The sequence below is a fragment of the Pseudomonas sp. NCHU5216 genome (genome assembly GCF_052156495.1).
In the GTDB taxonomy this organism is placed as follows: Bacteria; Pseudomonadota; Gammaproteobacteria; order Pseudomonadales; family Pseudomonadaceae; genus Aquipseudomonas.
This window is the reverse complement of sequence record NZ_JBQLIX010000053.1, coordinates 1-16385: the sequence shown is the minus strand read 5'-3', so window position 1 is coordinate 16385 and position 16385 is coordinate 1. Positions and strand designations below refer to the sequence as shown.

Below are 16385 nucleotides of genomic sequence, written 5' to 3'. Positions count from 1 at the left end.
TCTCAGACCAGGTCGAGGTGCACCTTGTTGGCCTGCAGCAGGCGCAACACCGGGGCAGGGGGCTGGCTGTCGGTGAACACGCGGTCGACCAGGCTGATCGAACCCAGGCGCACCACCGCGTTGCGCCCGAACTTGCTCGAGTCGGCGGCGAGCAAGACCTGGCGGGCGTTATCGATGATGGCCTGGGAGACGCGTACTTCCTGATAATCGAAGTCCAGCAGGCTGCCGTCTTCGTCGATGCCGCTGATGCCGACGATGGCGTAGTCGACCTTGAACTGCTGGATGAAGTCCACCGCCGTCTGGCCGACCACGCCACCATCGGCGCGCACCGTGCCGCCGGCCACCAGCACCTCGAAATCCGCCTTGGCGCTGAGCTGAGCGGCGACGTGCAGGTTGTTGGTGATGATCTTCAGGCCCTTGTGGTTCTGCAGTTCGCGGGCGATGGCCTCGGTGGTGGTGCCGATATTGATGAACAGCGAGGCATGGTCGGGAATCTGCGCGGCGACGGCTTCGGCGATGCGTTGTTTCTCGTCGCGCATCTGCCCGGCGCGCATGCCATAGGCGGTGTTCTGGATGCTCGAGGCTTCGCAGGCGGCGCCGCCATGGGTGCGGCGCAGCAGGCCCTGTTCGGCCAGCTGGTTGATGTCGCGGCGGATGGTCTGCGGCGTCACGGCGAAGGCCTGGGCCAGTTCGTCGATGCTGACGTAGCCGCGTTCGCGGGCGAGGTTGAGGATGTCGTGTTGGCGGGGAGCGAGGTTCATGGGCGCTTCCTGTGAGGTTTCCTCATTATAGGGTGTAGCGATGAGCGTTTTCGGCCTGCTACTGTAAGGCATCTTTCTTTGTATTTTCACATCCGAACATGACTCCTGCGATCGATCTGTTGAAGAAGGCCAAGGCCGAGCACCGTGTGCTCAGTTATCAGCATGACCCCAAGGCCCCGTCCTATGGGCTGGAGGCGGCGGAAAAGCTGGGGCTGGCGCCGGAGCGGGTGTTCAAGACGCTGTTGGCGGTGACCGAGAAAGCTGAGTTGCTGGTCGCCGTGGTGCCGGTGACCGGCAGCCTCGACCTCAAGGCGCTGGCCAGCGCTGCCGGGGCGAAGAAGGCCGATATGGCCGACCCGGCCGCCGCGCAGCGGGCGACCGGTTACCTGGTGGGCGGCATCAGCCCGCTTGGCCAGAAGAAGCGCCTGCGCACCTTCATCGACGTGTCGGCCCGCCAGCATGCCAGTATTCATGTCAGCGCAGGGCGGCGTGGGCTGGAGCTGGAGCTGGCTGCCGAGACGCTGGCGCAGCACACTCAGGGGAGTTTTGCCGCCATCGGCAAGGTCTGATAACCGTCTGCGTGCAGTCACCCGTCAGTTCGATGGGTATGCTGCAAGCGAAATGCTGCGTTCTGCGCGCAAGAATGAATAACAACAAGGAAAAGCCATGTCTCAGTACCTGTTAGCCATCGACCAGGGCACCACCAGCTCACGCGCCATCGTCTTCGACACCGAGGGCCGCCCCGTGGCCCGTGCGCAGCAGGAGTTCCGTCAGTTTTTCCCCCGTGATGGCTGGGTCGAGCACGATGCCGAGGAAATCTGGTCGTCCACCCTGGCGGTCTGCCGGGAGGCCATCGCCAACAGCGGCCTGGCTGTCGAGGCGATTGCCGCCATCGGCATCACCAACCAGCGCGAAACCACCCTGGTGTGGGATGCCGCCAGTGGCGAAGCGATCCATCCGGCCATCGTCTGGCAGGATCGGCGCACCGCGGATTACTGTGCGCGGCTCAAGGCCGAAGGCCACGAGGCGTTGGTGTCGGCCAACAGCGGCCTGCTGATCGATCCCTACTTCTCCGCCACCAAGTTGCGCTGGATCCTGGAGAGCGTGCCCGGCGCCCGTGACCGCGCCGAGCGCGGCGAGCTGCGTTTCGGCACCGTCGACAGCTTCCTGCTGTGGCGCTTGACCGGCGGCAAGGTGCACCGCACCGACGCCAGCAATGCCTCGCGCACGCTGATGTTCAACATCCACGAGCAGCGCTGGGACGAGGAGCTGCTGAAGCTGTTCGAGATTCCCGCCAGCCTGCTGCCCGAGGTGCTCGATTGCGCCGCCGAGTTCGGCCACACCGACGCCGAGCTGTTCGGCGCCAGCATTCCGGTGCTGGGCATGGCCGGTGACCAGCAGGCCGCGCTGATCGGCCAGGCCTGCTTCCAGCCGGGCATGGTCAAGAGCACCTACGGCACCGGCTGCTTCATGATCCAGAACACCGGCAGCGAGCCGGTCAGCTCGAAGAATCGTCTGCTCACCACCGTCGGCTATCGCCTCGGCGGCAAGGTCACCTACGCGGTGGAAGGCAGCATCTTCGTCGCCGGGGCTGCCGTGCAGTGGCTGCGTGACGGTATCAAGCTGATCAGTCATGCCCGCGACAGCGAAGCGCTGGCCGAGCAGACCGGCCAGGCCTGCGGTGTGTATCTGGTGCCGGCGTTCACCGGGCTGGGGGCGCCTTATTGGGATCCCAAGGCGCGCGGCGCGATCTTCGGCCTGACCCGCGATACCGGCATCAAGGAGATAGTCACCGCCGGCCTGCAATCGGTGTGCTACCAGACTCGTGACCTGCTCGAAGCCATGCGCCAGGACGGTGCCGCCGCCCCCAGCGCCCTGCGCGTGGATGGCGGCATGGTGGAGAACAACTGGGTCATGCAGTTTCTCGCCGACATCCTCGGCGTCAGCGTCGAGCGCCCCGAGGTCACCGAGACCACGGCCCTCGGTGTGGCCTATCTGGCCGGCCTGCAGTTGGGTCTGTATGCCGACCTGGATGCCATCGCCAGTCATTGGCATCGCCAGCAGCGCTTCGAGCCGCAGATGGACGAGGCCACGCGGGGCAGTCTCTACGAGGGTTGGCTGGATGCCGTGAAGCGGGTACGTAGCGAAGCCTGAGGCAACTGTTCGATTGCAACTGTGTCTGGTGGCGGAGGATTCGGGCCGGCATGCTCGGCCTGTATCCAAGCAGCCAGGACATCCGCCATGCCCCTCGAATTCCATCAGGTCGACGCCTTCACCGCACAGCCTTTCGCCGGCAACCCGGCCATGGTCTATCGCCTCGACGCCTGGCTCGACGAGGCGTTGATGCAGCGCATCGCCGCCGAACACAACCTGGCGGAAACCGCTTTCGTGGTGAAGGAGGAGGGTGTCTGGCATATCCGCTGGTTCACCCCCGGCAGCGAGGTGCCATTGTGCGGCCACGCCACGCTGGCTACCGCCAAGGTGCTGTTCGATCTCTATGACGAGCCGGGCGAGGTACTGGAGTTCACCTGCCTGTCCGGGCCGTTGCGCGTGACCCGCCAGGGCGAGCGCCTGGAGCTGGATTTCCCGGTACGGCCCACGGTGCTGGTGACGCCTGAGTTGCGGGGCGAGGTCGAGGCGGCATTGGGGCAAGCGGTGGAAGAGGTACGGGCGTTGCTCAACCCCGACGGCAGCGTGCAGGAGCTGATGGCCGTGTTGAGTGGCGAGGGCGAGGTGCGCGCCTTCGTGCCTAATCTGCCGGCAATCGCCGCGTTACCTGGGCTGGGGCTGTTGATCAGCGCGCCGGGGGAGCGGCACGATTTCGTCTCGCGCTATTTCGCCCCGGCCATCGGCATCGATGAAGACCCGGTGACCGGCTCGACCCACTGCATGCTGGTGCCTTACTGGGCAGAACGGCTCGGACGTGATCGCTTCAACGCTTTCCAGTGCTCGGCGCGTGGTGGCGAGCTGCACTGCCAACTGCAAGGGGATCGGGTGAAAATCGCCGGGCAGGCCCGGCATGTCGCCAGCGGTCAGCTATTCGTCTGAGGCTCAGCAGGCTGTTGAAAAACTACCTGCGTTGCCATTGCTGCGTTAAAAACAGCCTCGCGTGCGAGCCCAGTCAAAATGCTCATTTACAACACGTAAACCCGAGTGCGGGCCCAGTGCTTTTTTCGGCTGTTTTTGCGGGGCCGCCATCGGTATTGCACTGGCTGCCTCGCCTACGTTTTTCAACGGCCTGTTAGTCGCTGCTGACCCGGCGCACGCCGCTGGATTCGCCAAGGCTGATCTGGGCGGCGACGCTGCCCTGGGCCGGGAAGGCCACCAGGTGGTCGGCGGCGACGCGGATGCCCACTTCGTCCCCCGGCAGATGGTCGGCATGGCTGGGGAAGATCGATTCCAGCTGAGTGCCGGTGGGCAGTTGCAGGCGGTAGAGGGTCGCGGCGCCGAGGAAGGTCTTGCCGACGATGCGTGCCTGCAGCGCGCTATCTGCATCCGCCACGATATCGTCCGGGCGCAGCAGCACGTCCACCGCGCTGCCCTGTGCCCAGGTGTAGGCGCGGTTGCCGCGGATCTCGCCCAGCTCGGTCTGCACCCTGTCCGGGGCGAGCAACTGGCCGCGAATGAAGTAGCCCTGGCCGATGAAGCTGGCGACGAAGGGTGTCAGCGGCTCGTGGTAGAGGTTGAACGGCGTGTCCCATTGTTCCAGATGGCCGCTCTTGAACACGCCGACGTGATCGCTGACGGCGAAGGCTTCTTCCTGGTCGTGGGTGACCAGGATGGCGCTGGTGCCGCGTGCCTTGAGAATCTCGCGCACCTCATGGCTGAGGCGCCGGCGCAGTTCGCCATCGAGATTGGAGAACGGCTCGTCGAGCAGCAGCAGTTGTGGCGAAGGCGCCAGGGCACGGGCCAGGGCGACGCGCTGTTGCTGGCCACCGGACAGCTCGTGCGGGTAGCGCTTGGCCAGGTGGCCGAGCTTGACCAGTTCGAGCAATTCATCCGTGAGGCGCTGGGCGTCGGGCTGCTGGCGAATGCCGAAGGCGACGTTCTGCGCCACGTTCAGATGGGGGAACAGGGCATAGTCCTGAAACACCATGCCGATACGGCGTTTTTCCGGTGCCAGGGTAAAGCCGGGGCGGGAGATGACCTCGCCACCCAGCTCGATCTCACCGCTGAGAATCGGCTCGAAACCGGCGATGGCGCGCAGGGTTGTGGTCTTGCCGCAGCCTGAAGGGCCGAGCAGGCAGCCGATGTCACCGGCGTTGAGGTGCAGGTCGAGTGCCTGCACCACCTTGTGCGCCTGGTAGCCACAGCTCAGCCCGCGTAGCTGCAGCAGCGCGCTCATGCGTGGTGGTACGCCGGCTCGACCAGCAGTTCCAGCAGCGCCTTCTGCGCGTGCAGGCGGTTCTCGGCCTGATCCCAGGCCACCGAGCGTGGGTCATCGAGCATGTCCATGCTGATTTCTTCGCCGCGGTGTGCCGGCAGGCAGTGCATGAACAGCACGTTGTCGGCGGCGAGGTCGAGCAGTTGCGGAGTGACCTGATAGGGGCGGAAGCGCGCCAGGCGCTGCTCGGCCTCTTCTTCCTGGCCCATGGAGGCCCACACGTCGGTGCTGACCAGATGGGCGCCGGCCACGGCCTCGCGCGGATCACGCAGCACCTGCACGCGCTCGCCGGCCAGGGCGAGGAAGCGTGCATCGGGCTCGTAACCTTCGGGGCAGGCGACGCGCAACTGGAAGTCGAACTGCATCGCCGCCTCGATGTAGGAATTGCACATGTTGTTGCCGTCGCCGATCCAGGCCACCGTCTTGCCGGCGATGCTGCCGCGATGCTCGAGGAAGGTCTGCATGTCGGCCAGCAACTGGCAGGGGTGCAGATCATCGGACAGGCCGTTGATTACCGGCACCTTGGACTTGGCGGCGAACTCGGTGAGGTTGCTGTGAGCGAAGGTGCGGATCATCACCGCATCGAGCATGCTCGACATGACGATAGCGGCGTCGCCGATCGGTTCGCCACGGCCCAGCTGGGTATCGCGCGGCGAGAGGAAGATGGCCTGGCCGCCGAGCTGGATCATGCCGGCCTCGAACGACAGGCGGGTGCGGGTCGAGGCCTTCTCGAAGATCATGCCCAGCACGCGGTTCTTCAGCGGCTCGAACAGCACGCCGCGATTGCGCAGATCCTTCAGCTCGATGCCTCGGCGGATCAACCCCACCAGTTCGTCCGGTGTGTAATCCATCATCGAGAGAAAATGTCTGACGCTCATCGTTAACTACCTTTATCACTACAGTTCGCAAGCCGGTGCCGCTGCATAAGTGCTGAAAACGGCGAAGCTTGCGGCAGGAGGCCGCAGGATGCGACGAAACAGGGGGAAGGCGCGATCTTATAAGGAAATGACGAGGCGGCGCAAATTGCCGTCCCATAACGGACAAATCGCTGTTTTGTAAGCTATTTCCTAAACCCTTGTGCGACCTGTCACAAAAATGACATTGAGGCTTGCGCCGCTCTAGATCGGCCTTCTAGGATGCCGCCGCCTTTCCAAGGCAATGCATTGCCCCCGTAACGGGGTTCCCATGGAAAATATTGTGCAAAGGAGTTTTGCATGAAACACGTAGCCTACGCCGCCGCTTTCTCCGCTCTCGCCCTGCTGACTGGCTGTGCCAGCCAGAACGTTAGCCAACCGACCGCTCCGCTGACTGGCGCTGTCGAGACTAACCTCAAGGCAGACGTGAAAGTGGGCGAGCCCATCTCCGGTCAATCTTCGGTGAACATCCTGTTCGGTGTGTTCAAGCTGGGTGGTGATACCCAGTTCGCCGACGGCGTGACCTACGGTGGTGGCGAGGGTGGTTTCGCGCTGGGTCTCGACCCGGTTGCTTCCGCCAAGTCCGCAGCTGCCTACAAGGCAGTCAAGGCCTCGGGTGCCGACCTGATCGTCGCCCCGCGTTACGAAGTGAACGTTCAGGATTACTTCGTGTACAAGACCGTTAACGTCAACGTTACCGGCAAGAAAGGCACCGTGACCTCCATCCGTTAATTCGGATAGTCAAGGTAGCTGCCTGAATCGGCAGGCTTGATGCCTGCCGATTCATGAGACGAACGCTGCTGGCGTCATCGTCTCGCCCGGCCCATAGTTCCAGACCTGCGACCACCATGGTCGACATGGATCAGAACAAGAGGCCCGGCCATGACCCAGTCCCTCCATTACCGTGCATGCCACCTGTGCGAAGCCATCTGCGGCCTCGCCATCGAAACCGCGACCCAGCCTGACGGCAGCACGCAGATTCGCTCGATCAAGGGCGACGCCCAGGACAGCTTCAGCCGTGGCCATATCTGCCCCAAGGCCGTGGCGCTGCAAGACATCCAGAACGACCCCGACCGCATTCGCCAGCCCATGCGCCGTATCGGCAACGATTGGCAGGCCATTGCTTGGGAGGACGCCTTCGCTCTGGTCGCCGAGCGTCTGAGCGCGATCCAGACCGCCCATGGGCAGAACGCCGTGGCCGTGTACCAGGGCAACCCCAGCGTGCACAACTATGGGCTGATGACCCATAGCAACTACTTCCTCGGCCTGCTGAAGACCCGCAACCGTTTCTCCGCCACCTCGGTCGACCAGCTTCCGCACCACCTCACCAGCCACCTGATGTACGGCCACGGTCTGCTGATCCCGGTGCCCGACATCGACCACACCGACTTCATGCTGATCCTCGGCGGCAACCCGCTGGCCTCCAACGGCAGCATCATGACCGTGCCGGACGTGGAGAAACGCCTGAAAGCCATCCAGGCCCGTGGCGGCAAGCTGGTGGTGGTCGACCCGCGGCGCAGCGAGACCGCGGCCATCGCCGACCAACATCTGTTCGTGCGCCCCGGCAGCGATGCCGCCTTGCTGTTGGGCATGCTCAACACCCTGTTCGACGAGGGTCTGACCCGCCTCAGTCACCTGCCGGTCGAAGGGCTGCAGCAGGTGCGCGAGGCCATCGCAGCCTTCGATGCCGAGGCCATGAGCCTGCGTTGCGGCGTGCCGGCTGAAGCCATCCGCCAACTGGCGCGGGACTTCGCCGCCGCCGACAAGGCGGTGTGCTATGGGCGCATGGGGGTTTCCACCCAGGCCTTCGGTACCCTGTGCCAGTGGCTGGTGCAGGTGATCAACCTGGTCAGCGGCAACCTCGACCGCGCGGGCGGCGTCCTCTGCACCCTGCCGGCGGTGGATCTGGTGGCGAGCACTTCGGGCGGGCATTTCAACCGCTGGCAGAGTCGCGTTTCCGGACTGCCGGAATACGGCGGCGAGCTGCCGGTCGCAGCGTTGGCCGAGGAGATGCTCACCCCCGGCGAGGGGCAGGTGCGTGCCTTGATCACCGTGGCCGGCAATCCGTTGCTGTCCACACCCAACGGGCGGCAGCTGGAGCAGGCGCTGGAGGGGCTGGACTTCATGCTGGCGGTGGATTTCTACATCAACGAAACCACGCGCCATGCCGACCTGATCCTGCCGCCGACCGCGCCGCTGGAGCACGACCACTACGACACCACCTTCAACCTGCTGGCCGTGCGCAACGTCACCCGCTTCAACGAGGCAGTACTGGCCAAGCCGGAGGGCGCCCTGCACGACTGGGAGATCTTCGTCGGCCTGGCCCAGGCCTTCGCCAAGCACAACGGCCTGGAGCTGAAACCGACCATGGCCCCGGAGCAGATGATCGACATGGGCCTGCGCTTCGGCCCCTATGGCGATCGCAGCGGGCGCAAGCTCAGCCTGGCCAGCTTGCGCGAGCAGCCGCATGGTATCGACCTGGGGCCGCTGCAGGCGAACCTGGCGGCACGTCTGAAGACCCCGAGCAAGGCGGTGCAGGCTGCTCCCGAGCTGCTGTTGGCCGATCTCGCGCGTTTTGCCGAGCAGGCCGTGCCGGCTGCCGATGAGCTATTGCTGATCGGCCGTCGCCATGTGCGCAGCAACAATTCCTGGATGCACAACTATCACCGCCTGGTGAAGGGCAAGCCGCGCCATCAGTTGTTGATGAACCCGGCGGATCTGGCCAGCCGTGGCCTGGCCGACGGCCAGCGTGTGCAGGTGCGTTCGCGGGTCGGCAGCATCGAGGTGGAGGTGGCGGCCAGCGACGAGGTGATGGCCGGTGTGGTCAGCCTGCCCCATGGCTGGGGGCATGCCCGGCCAGGCGTGCAACTGGACATCGCCCGTGCGCAGCCCGGCGCCAGTGCCAACGACCTGACCGACGAGCGTCGGCTCGATGCGCTGTCCGGCAATGCCGTGCTCAATGGTGTGCCGGTTGAGGTGGTGGCTGCTTAGGGGCGTATTAAGGTTCTTCGCACTTTCAGGGGGGAGTTGGTTGACACCGGACTGGCAAGTTTGTGTGATGTTTCCGGTCATTTTCGGTGTTCAAGCTGCTTATCGGCGTTTAGTTGATAGCTCCTGTTTCGCCCCCCGGCGACCTTCTTTTGTCAAACGCCACAAAAGAAGGCAAAAAGGCTTGGCCCCGCCATCCGGCCCCGGCTTCGCCGGGGTTCGTTCGCTCCATCGTCGCTTCGAGGGTCGGCTTACAAGGGCCATCCCTGGCCCTTTAAGCCTCTCGCGGCATCCATGCCGCTCGCCCCTCTACGCAACGACTCCGCTCACCCTCCTGAAGGGGCCATTCGCGCGCCTGAACGAACAGGTATACCAGGTCAGTCCTGCATGCTCTGGCGGCTGTGAAGTCACGATGTAGCTGCCGAATTAAACCGATAGTTTCATTCGCGTAGTTTCATCTTGCCGGCCTGCAGCCGGCATTCTGATCAGCCCTAAGGCTGACCTCATGTTCAAGTACGCAGAGTCCCAAAGAGTTACCAGAGGTTCAGGCGCGTGCAGAGCCCGCCCAGGAGGGTGAGCGGAATCGTCGTGGAAGAGGTTGAGCGACATGGATGTCGCGAGAGCCGCGATGGGCCAGGGATGGCCCACCGCGGCGGGCCTCTGGAACGGCGATGGAGTGAGCGAACCCTGGCGCAGCCAGGGCCGGATGATCGGGCGGAAGGTTTTGGTTACTTTGCCCGCAAAGTGACTCGCCCGGGAGGGCGAAACCAAAAACATCAGCAAAAACGCGGCAATTCGGAACAGGCCCCCGAGCAAGCAACAAGCACACAAACTTGCCAGTCCGGTGTCAACCAGGCATTCCCCCTGAAAATGCGATGGATCGAATTTATTCGCGATCTTGTTCTAGCTCGCCAGGTCGTAAACAGCTCCAGGGATGACGGCAAGGCCGAGCATTATGCTCGGCTTTTCGCTACAATCGCGCCACCGTGCCGGCCGAATGGCCGGGAAGTCTATGCCGAGGTGCCCCATGGATATCATCGAAACTATCAAAGAGCAGATCGCCAACAACACCGTTCTGCTGTACATGAAAGGCTCGCCCAACGCTCCGCAGTGCGGCTTCTCCGCCCGTGCTGCGCAGGCGGTGATGGGCTGCGGCGAGAAGTTTGCCTACGTCGACATCCTGCAGAATCCGGAAATCCGCGCCAACCTGCCCAAGTACGCCAACTGGCCGACCTTCCCGCAGCTCTGGGTGGCCGGTGAGCTGGTCGGCGGCAGCGACATCCTCAGCGAAATGTACGAGAAGGGCGAGCTGCAGACCTTGATCAAGGATGCCGTGAGCAAGGCCAGCGCCTGATCGTCAGCCGTGCATAACGAAGAACCCGCCTCGGCGGGTTCTTTGCTTTCTGCCATCTGCTTTCTATTTCTGCAGCCACTGGCCATTCAACTGGATGTACTGGCCGGGTGGCGTGCGGTCGATGGCCTTCTTGCCGGCGATGGCCTCCACATCGCTGAGGCTGACGCCGTTGTCCTTGGCCACTTTCTGGTATTCGGCGCGGCGCGCCTGGTTGATCAGCCGGGCGATCTCCTCGGCCTGGCCGCCGGGCCTGACCACGCCGAGATAGCCATTGGGCTGCTCGCCCAGTTGGCCGCTGGTCTTGGCTTCGCTCAGGGCGCTCATGGCCTGGTTGAGGCTCATGGCATAGGCCGGCAGGCTCAGGGTCAGTGCCAGCAGCAGGGTCGAGAGGTATCGAATCATCGTCTTTCTCCGTGGAACCGGTCGGGCAAGGGGCTCAGAACAGGCCGCTGTCTTCGTTGAAGACCTCGTCAAGCGCCTTGTCCACCTTGATGTAGATTTCATGCTCGACCTTGACGTTGAGGTTGATGTTGATCGGCTCGTTGGGCATGGCCAGTTGCACTGTCGGGGTGCAGGCCTGGCACAGCAGCCCGAGACTCAGGGCGGCGAGGAGGCGATACGGGCGCATGGCGCTACTCCTTGGGTGCTTGGGGGACGCGCTGGCGCATCCATTGCTGAATCCGTCGCTGGATGATGTCGTTGACCTTGCCGGTCAGTTGCAGGCTGGCCAGCAGGGCTGGAATGTCCTCTTCCAGATTGATGTTGAAGTGAATGGGGCGGCCCTGCTCGATGGCCGGATTCTGCCCGTGCAGGCGTATGCCAAGGCGCAGTGTGCCGGAGCTGTCGTAGTCGAGGCTACTGCTGAGTAGATCGTAGTGGAAGTCTTGCAGCGCGTCGGTGACCAGCTTCATGCCGGGGTTGGCTTGGCCCATGGCGCGTATGCGCGGCGAGTCGAAGCGCAGGCGCCCGCCGGGCGGGCGCGCCTGGATCTGCCCGCCTTCGATGCTCAGGCCCGTGCCCAGGTGCACGGGCAGGGTGCCATCGATCAGGCCGCTGCCGGCCAGCCCCTCGGTGGGATAGACACGAAACAGGGTCTGCAGATTCAGGCCGCGTAGCTGCAAGGGCAACACCTGTTCGGGCTGTGCCAGATCCCAACGGGTGGCATCCAGGCTGAGCTGGCCATCGAGCACGCCCAGTTGCGCCTGTTGCAGGTGCACCTGGCCGGCTCCGGGCTCGTCCATGCGAGCCTGGTAAGACCCCTGTAGCTTCAGGGGCCCGAGCATGACACCGGGATCGATTTCGGCGGCCTGCAGCTCGGCGAGCTGCAGGTTCAGGCGATCACCGTCGAGAGCCAGGCGCAACGTGCCGTCGACCCCGCTCAGGCTGCTGCGGTCGTAAATACCGGCCAGGCCCTTGCCGCTCAGCTCGGCATTCAGGCGCAGGGGCTGGCCAACGGGTAGCGCCAGGTGGGCCTGGCCGTGCAGGTGGCCGTTGTTCAGCGTCAGCAGCGGCGGCCAGTGGCGCAGGGTGGTCGGCAAGGGGTTGCCGGCGCGCAGGAACAGCTCGTCCAGGCGGGCGTCCAGGCGCATGCCGCCTGCCGCATCACGTTGCAGTTGCAGGCCCAGTTGCAGGCCGGAGTCGGCCGCCAGCGAACCCGTGGCGGACTGCTGGTCGAGATTGGCCTGCACCTCACCTTGCCATCGCCAGCCTTGCGGGTTCAGCACCGCCTGCCGCAGTTCGCCCAGTTCCAGCTTGAGCGGGCCGCTCAATTGCGGCGACTGGGGTGAGCCTGTCAGTTTCAGAGCGGCCAGTTCGGCATGCAGTCGCCTGGCTTGCACCTCTGCTTGTTGCAGGCGATCCAGGGTTAGCTGCGAGCCGGGTTCGAGCTGCAGCTCCACATGCTGTTCAGCGAGTGTGCCGGCAAGTTGCAGTTTCAGCTCGACGCCTCCGAGCTGGCTACCGGCCAGTTGCAGACGTTCGCTGTGGGCATGCAGGTGCGCCTGTCTGACCTGGAGTTGCCAGGCTGGCCACTGCCCCAGGGCCAGCTCGGCCTCGGCCTCCAGGCGCAGCGGGCCCTGGCTACTCAGGGCCAGGTGCAGGGCGATGTCGGCATCGGCCTGCTTGGCTGCCGGGCTCAGGCGCAGCGTCAGTGGGCCGCTGTCCAGGCCCTCGGGGAGCTCGGCCTGCCAGGGCGCGGCGCCTGGGTTGAGCAGCAGCTCGCCTTGCAGTTGCCGGGCCTGCCAGCGCGTGGCCGGGTTCTCCAGGTGCAGCGCCAGCGTGCCGCTGAGCAGGCCGACCCCTGGCACTGGCCAGGGATCGGGCAGTTGCGCGTCCAGTCGTAGCCAACCGGGGCTTTGCAGCAGGTGTGACAAGGCTTCCGTGTCGTCCACTTGCACCTGCCACTGGGCATTGAGTGCCATCTGTTGCGGCATCCGGGGCAGGGCGGAGCCATCGCGCAACAGCCATTCGCCCAGCCAGTCGACGACCCAGGCCAGATCCCCGCTACCCGGGGTGCCCAGTTCGCCCTGCCAGCGTAGGCCGTCAGCCTGTGATTGCAGGCGAGTATCCAGAAGCATCTGCAACTGTTCATCGAGCAGCAGGCTGGCGGTCAGGTGCCGCGGCGTGTCGCGCGCTGGCGCCAGGCCTTCGAGCATTGCCTGCAGTTCGGCGTGGTGTTCGCCGCGCAGCAGTTGCGCGCTCAGTTGCAGGGCGTCGTCCTGCTGGCGCAGCTCGAAGTCGCCTGCCAATGTGCAGTGGCCGCTGGCGCAGGGCAGGCGGGCTTCGATGGCCTGCAAGCGAAGCTGCGTAGGCAGCCAGGGCAGGGTTGCGGCCAACTGGCCGAGGTCGAGAGGTTCGCCGCGACTTTCGCCGGAGCTGGCCTGCACCTCCACCTGCAGGCCATGCAGCAACAGGCTGGAGTGCGGCCACAGGCGCAGCCGTACTTGCTCGGCATGCAGGCGCAGGGAGCCATCGTCACGCTGCAGGCTGAGATCCTCGGCGTGCAGGCCCTGCCAGGTGGGGCCGAGGCTGCGCCAGTCGAGCTGCAGGCCTTGTGCCTCCAGCAGGCCATGCACGCGGTAAGCGGCGTAGCCGGCGAGCACCAGCAGCAGTACCAGCAAGGCTGCCAGGCTTTTCAGCCAGAATCGCCGGCTGCCCATGCTTTATCCTCGTTCGCGCATCAGTCGGCGACGGTAACCCAAGGTGTCGAAGGTGCCAAGCCAGGGCGAACGAGTACTGCTGTTGATCCGCCTGTACCGCGCAGTTGCCGCTGTTCAGCGAGTACCAGGCCTTGCTGGCCCACCCCGGCGATTAGCGGGCGACTCAGGCGCTGGGCGCGGCGCAGGTGCAGGCTTTCCAGTTCCGCTCGGCGCGTTGTCCGGCAGGCGGTCACAATGTGGCCCTTTACGCACCCGAGGCCCTTGCCGAGAACAAGCCACCTAGCCTCCGGCTCTGGCTGTGCGAAACCACAGCCGACTACGTGGCCTTCAAACAGGCGCAGACGCCCGTTCAACCGCGGGTGTTCCGCCGGGGGCAATTTCTGCAGCAGGGGCAGTTGCCGCAGCTGGCCTGAAATCCTCGATAAACTGCGGGCAATGCCCCGAAATAGAGCGCTGCGCGGATTTGCCGCATGGAATTGTGCACAATGACGGCGCAGCTTGTCATGTCACTGTCAAAAAGCGCCGTAAGCGTTTGATTTTTCGTAGCGCTTTATTAAGTCAATGAAAAATATGAATTTTTTACGCTGGTGAAAAAATCGACAGTTTGACTCGAAGCCCCAATTCATAGGCATTCAAGCCCCTTTCGCGCAACTTGTTCACTGAGTTATCCACAGGTTCTGTGGATTGTGTCCAGACATTACGCCGAACCCGATTTCACCTCGTCTGGCAAGTCTTTACCTTGGCGAAAAAAAGAGTAGAGTGGCGCGCCCCGGCAGTAACCCCCTGTTGATTTATGCCTCGCGTACTCCCCACAGCAGTCCCTGTCACTTCCTCTGGCCGCAGCCGTTTGCCCATGCGTGTCGCGCTCTGGCTCCTCGACCGTCCGCGTCTGGGGCAAGCGCCCAGCGTCAAGCGCATCGCCGGCAATCTGCTCAAGCAACCGGCACGTAGAGGCTGCGTGCAGGCGCAAAGCCGTCTGGGCCAATTGCTCTGCCGCGACTGCGGCAATACCCGTGATCGCCGTATCGGCTACGAACTGCTGCGTCAGGCGGCCCGTGCCGGTGATCGTGGCGCCCAACAGGAGCTGCAGCGCCTGTCACGCTGATGCTGGGTGCTGGCCCTGTGTAGGTCGCCGTCTGGGTATACTGCCCGGCACTCGCACCTGGAGTGTCTATGCCCATCGATCCTCTTTCTGTCGCCATCGGCGCCACACTCGCCCTGATCCCGTTGCTGGCCGGCCTCTGGTCGTTGCAACGGCGTGTCGCCCAGGCCCAGGCCGAACAGGCGCTGCTGCAGGAGCGTCTGGAGCACGCGCAACTGAGCCAGGCAGGCCTGCATGCCCAGCTCGATGCCTGCCGCACCGAGCTGGCCGAGATCAGCGAGATCAAGGTCGAGCAGCAGACCGAGCTGGCCGGCCTGCGCCGTGAGAACGAGCTGCTGCAGCAGGAGCGGCAGATCGCTCGTGAGGCGGCGCAGAGCTGGAACCTGCAGCGTGAGCGCAACGAGAGCGAAGTGCGGCGGCTGACCGCCGAATGTGCGGCGCTATCGGCGGAGCTGCAGGAGAACCGAGACAATCAGCAGCAACGCCTGGACGACCTGCAAGGCGCCCGTGACGAATTGCGCGCCCAGTTCTCCGAACTGGCGACGAAGATCTTCGACGAACGCGAGCAGCGTTTCGCCGAGAGCAGCCAGCAGCGCCTCGGGCAACTGCTCGACCCGCTCAAGGAGCGCATTCAGGCCTTCGAGAAGCGTGTCGACGAGAGCTATCAGCAAGAGGCACGCGAGCGTTTTTCCTTGGGCAAGGAGTTGGAGCGCCTGCAACAGCTCAACCAGCGCCTGGGTGACGAAGCCACCAACCTGACCCGTGCCCTGAAAGGGCAGAAGACCCAGGGCAACTGGGGCGAGCTGGTGCTCGAACGGGTGCTGGAGCACGCCGGCCTGGAAAAGGGCCGCGAGTATCGCACCCAGGTCAGCCTCAAGAGCGCCAGTGGCGAGCGTTACCAGCCCGACGTGCTGGTCGAGTTGCCGGGCGAGCGCCAGGTGATAGTCGATGCCAAGGTCAGCCTCAGCGCCTACCAGCAATTCATCGCCGCCGAAGACGAGACCAGCCGTCAGCAAGCGCTCAAGCAGCATCTGCTGTCCTTGCGCAGCCACCTCAAGGGTTTGTCCGGCAAGGATTATCAGCGTCTGGAGGGCTTGCACAGCCTGGATTTCGTCCTGCTCTTCGTGCCTATCGAGGCAGCCTTCGCTGCTGCCTTGCAGGCCGAGCCGAACCTGTTCCAGGAGGCCTTCGAGCAGCAGGTGGTGATCGTCAGCCCGACCACCCTGCTGGCCACCTTGCGGGTGATCGACAGCCTCTGGCGGCAGGAACGCCAGGGCCAGAACGCGCGGGAGATCGCCGAGCGTGCCGGCCAGCTCTATGACAAGTTCGTGGCTTTCATCGCCGATCTGGACGAGATGGGCAGCCGCCTGCAGCAACTGGACAAGGCCTACGCCGCTGCACGCAACAAGCTGGTCGAGGGCCGGGGTAACCTGGTCGGGCGGGTGGAGAACCTGCGTTTGCTTGGCGCGCGGGCGAGCAAGAGCCTGCCGGCTGACCTGCTCGAACGTTCGGCTGACCTGCCGGCGTTGGATGAGCGGTAAGTGAGCATTTAGAGATATCAGAAAAGGCAGTCTTGATACCGGACTGGCAAGTTTGTGTGTGATCTTGTCGGCTCGCGTTGGTGTTCTGGACGCCGCTTTGGGTGTCTTCAGATATTCCGGGTTTCGCCCCCTCGGGCGACTCACTTTTCTTTGAAATGCGCAAAGAAAAGTAAGCAAAAGAAA

General features: G+C 64.2%; 14 protein-coding genes. 8 read left to right on the top strand and 6 right to left on the bottom strand.

The genetic code is table 11. The features are described from left to right. Positions 1-2: 2 nt before the first annotated feature. A complete protein-coding gene (locus ACSVIK_RS23810) occupies positions 3-761 on the bottom strand; it encodes a DeoR/GlpR family DNA-binding transcription regulator (protein WP_442446619.1) in 759 nt (252 codons plus the stop codon). Between the two features lie 98 nt (positions 762-859). On the opposite strand from ACSVIK_RS23810, the gene ybaK reads away from it, so the two are divergent. The 3 genes from ybaK to ACSVIK_RS23795 all read left to right on the top strand — a co-directional run bounded on the left by ybaK (position 860) and on the right by ACSVIK_RS23795 (position 3809). Continuing rightward, positions 860-1330 (top strand): Cys-tRNA(Pro) deacylase, encoded by a 471-nt coding sequence (gene ybaK / locus ACSVIK_RS23805; protein ID WP_442446618.1) that lies wholly within the window; start codon positions 860-862, stop codon positions 1328-1330. A 97-nt stretch (positions 1331-1427) separates the two neighbouring features. Continuing rightward, positions 1428-2915 (top strand): glycerol kinase GlpK, encoded by a 1488-nt coding sequence (glpK, locus tag ACSVIK_RS23800; protein ID WP_442446617.1) that lies wholly within the window; start codon positions 1428-1430, stop codon positions 2913-2915. 87 nt (positions 2916-3002) lie between these two features. Further along, positions 3003-3809 (top strand): PhzF family phenazine biosynthesis protein, encoded by an 807-nt coding sequence (locus ACSVIK_RS23795; RefSeq protein WP_442446616.1) that lies wholly within the window; start codon positions 3003-3005, stop codon positions 3807-3809. 193 nt (positions 3810-4002) lie between these two features. Here ACSVIK_RS23795 and ACSVIK_RS23790 read toward each other — a convergent pair whose 3' ends face one another. Together ACSVIK_RS23790 and argF are read right to left on the bottom strand one after the other, a co-directional pair. Next, entirely contained in the window at positions 4003-5106 is a 1104-nt protein-coding gene (locus ACSVIK_RS23790; protein ID WP_442446615.1) for an ABC transporter ATP-binding protein, read from the bottom strand. Continuing rightward, entirely contained in the window at positions 5103-6023 is a 921-nt protein-coding gene (gene argF / locus ACSVIK_RS23785; protein ID WP_442446614.1) for an ornithine carbamoyltransferase, read from the bottom strand. Before argF ends, ACSVIK_RS23790 begins: the two co-directional genes overlap by 4 nt. Positions 6024-6359: 336 nt before the next feature. Here argF and ACSVIK_RS23780 point away from each other — a divergent pair, with 336 nt between their 5' ends. From ACSVIK_RS23780 to grxD, 3 genes are all read left to right on the top strand, one after another. After that, positions 6360-6791, top strand: coding sequence for a hypothetical protein (locus ACSVIK_RS23780; protein ID WP_268178640.1), 432 nt, complete (start codon positions 6360-6362; stop codon positions 6789-6791). Between the two features lie 150 nt (positions 6792-6941). After that, complete coding sequence (locus ACSVIK_RS23775; protein ID WP_442446613.1) at positions 6942-9050, top strand: molybdopterin oxidoreductase family protein; 2109 nt, start codon at positions 6942-6944, stop codon at positions 9048-9050. Between the two features lie 1024 nt (positions 9051-10074). Beyond that, positions 10075-10401 carry a Grx4 family monothiol glutaredoxin gene (gene grxD / locus ACSVIK_RS23770; protein ID WP_230925182.1) on the top strand — a complete coding sequence of 109 codons (327 nt, stop codon included), beginning with the start codon at positions 10075-10077 and terminating at the stop codon, positions 10399-10401. Between the two features lie 63 nt (positions 10402-10464). Here the strand turns inward: grxD and ACSVIK_RS23765 are convergent, their stop codons facing one another. From ACSVIK_RS23765 to ACSVIK_RS23755, 3 genes are read right to left on the bottom strand one after another with little or no spacing between them, the layout of a single operon-like run. Next, on the bottom strand, positions 10465-10803 hold the full coding sequence (locus ACSVIK_RS23765; RefSeq protein ID WP_442446612.1) for a YdbL family protein: 339 nt from the start codon (positions 10801-10803) through the stop codon (positions 10465-10467). Between the two features lie 34 nt (positions 10804-10837). Further along, positions 10838-11029, bottom strand: a complete 192-nt coding sequence (locus ACSVIK_RS23760) for a YnbE family lipoprotein (RefSeq protein WP_442446611.1) — start codon at positions 11027-11029, stop codon at positions 10838-10840. Between the two features lie 4 nt (positions 11030-11033). Then, the gene (locus ACSVIK_RS23755) at positions 11034-13559 is read right to left on the bottom strand and encodes an intermembrane phospholipid transport protein YdbH family protein (protein WP_442446610.1); all 2526 of its coding nucleotides are present in this window, start codon (positions 13557-13559) and stop codon (positions 11034-11036) included. Positions 13560-14412: 853 nt separating this feature from the next. Here ACSVIK_RS23755 and ACSVIK_RS23750 point away from each other — a divergent pair. Both ACSVIK_RS23750 and rmuC read left to right on the top strand, forming a co-directional pair. Next, positions 14413-14664, top strand: a complete 252-nt coding sequence (locus tag ACSVIK_RS23750; RefSeq protein WP_268178634.1) for a sel1 repeat family protein — start codon at positions 14413-14415, stop codon at positions 14662-14664. Between the two features lie 182 nt (positions 14665-14846). Next, positions 14847-16202 carry a DNA recombination protein RmuC gene (gene rmuC, locus ACSVIK_RS23745; protein ID WP_442446632.1) on the top strand — a complete coding sequence of 452 codons (1356 nt, stop codon included), beginning with the start codon at positions 14847-14849 and terminating at the stop codon, positions 16200-16202. Positions 16203-16385: the final 183 nt, after the last annotated feature.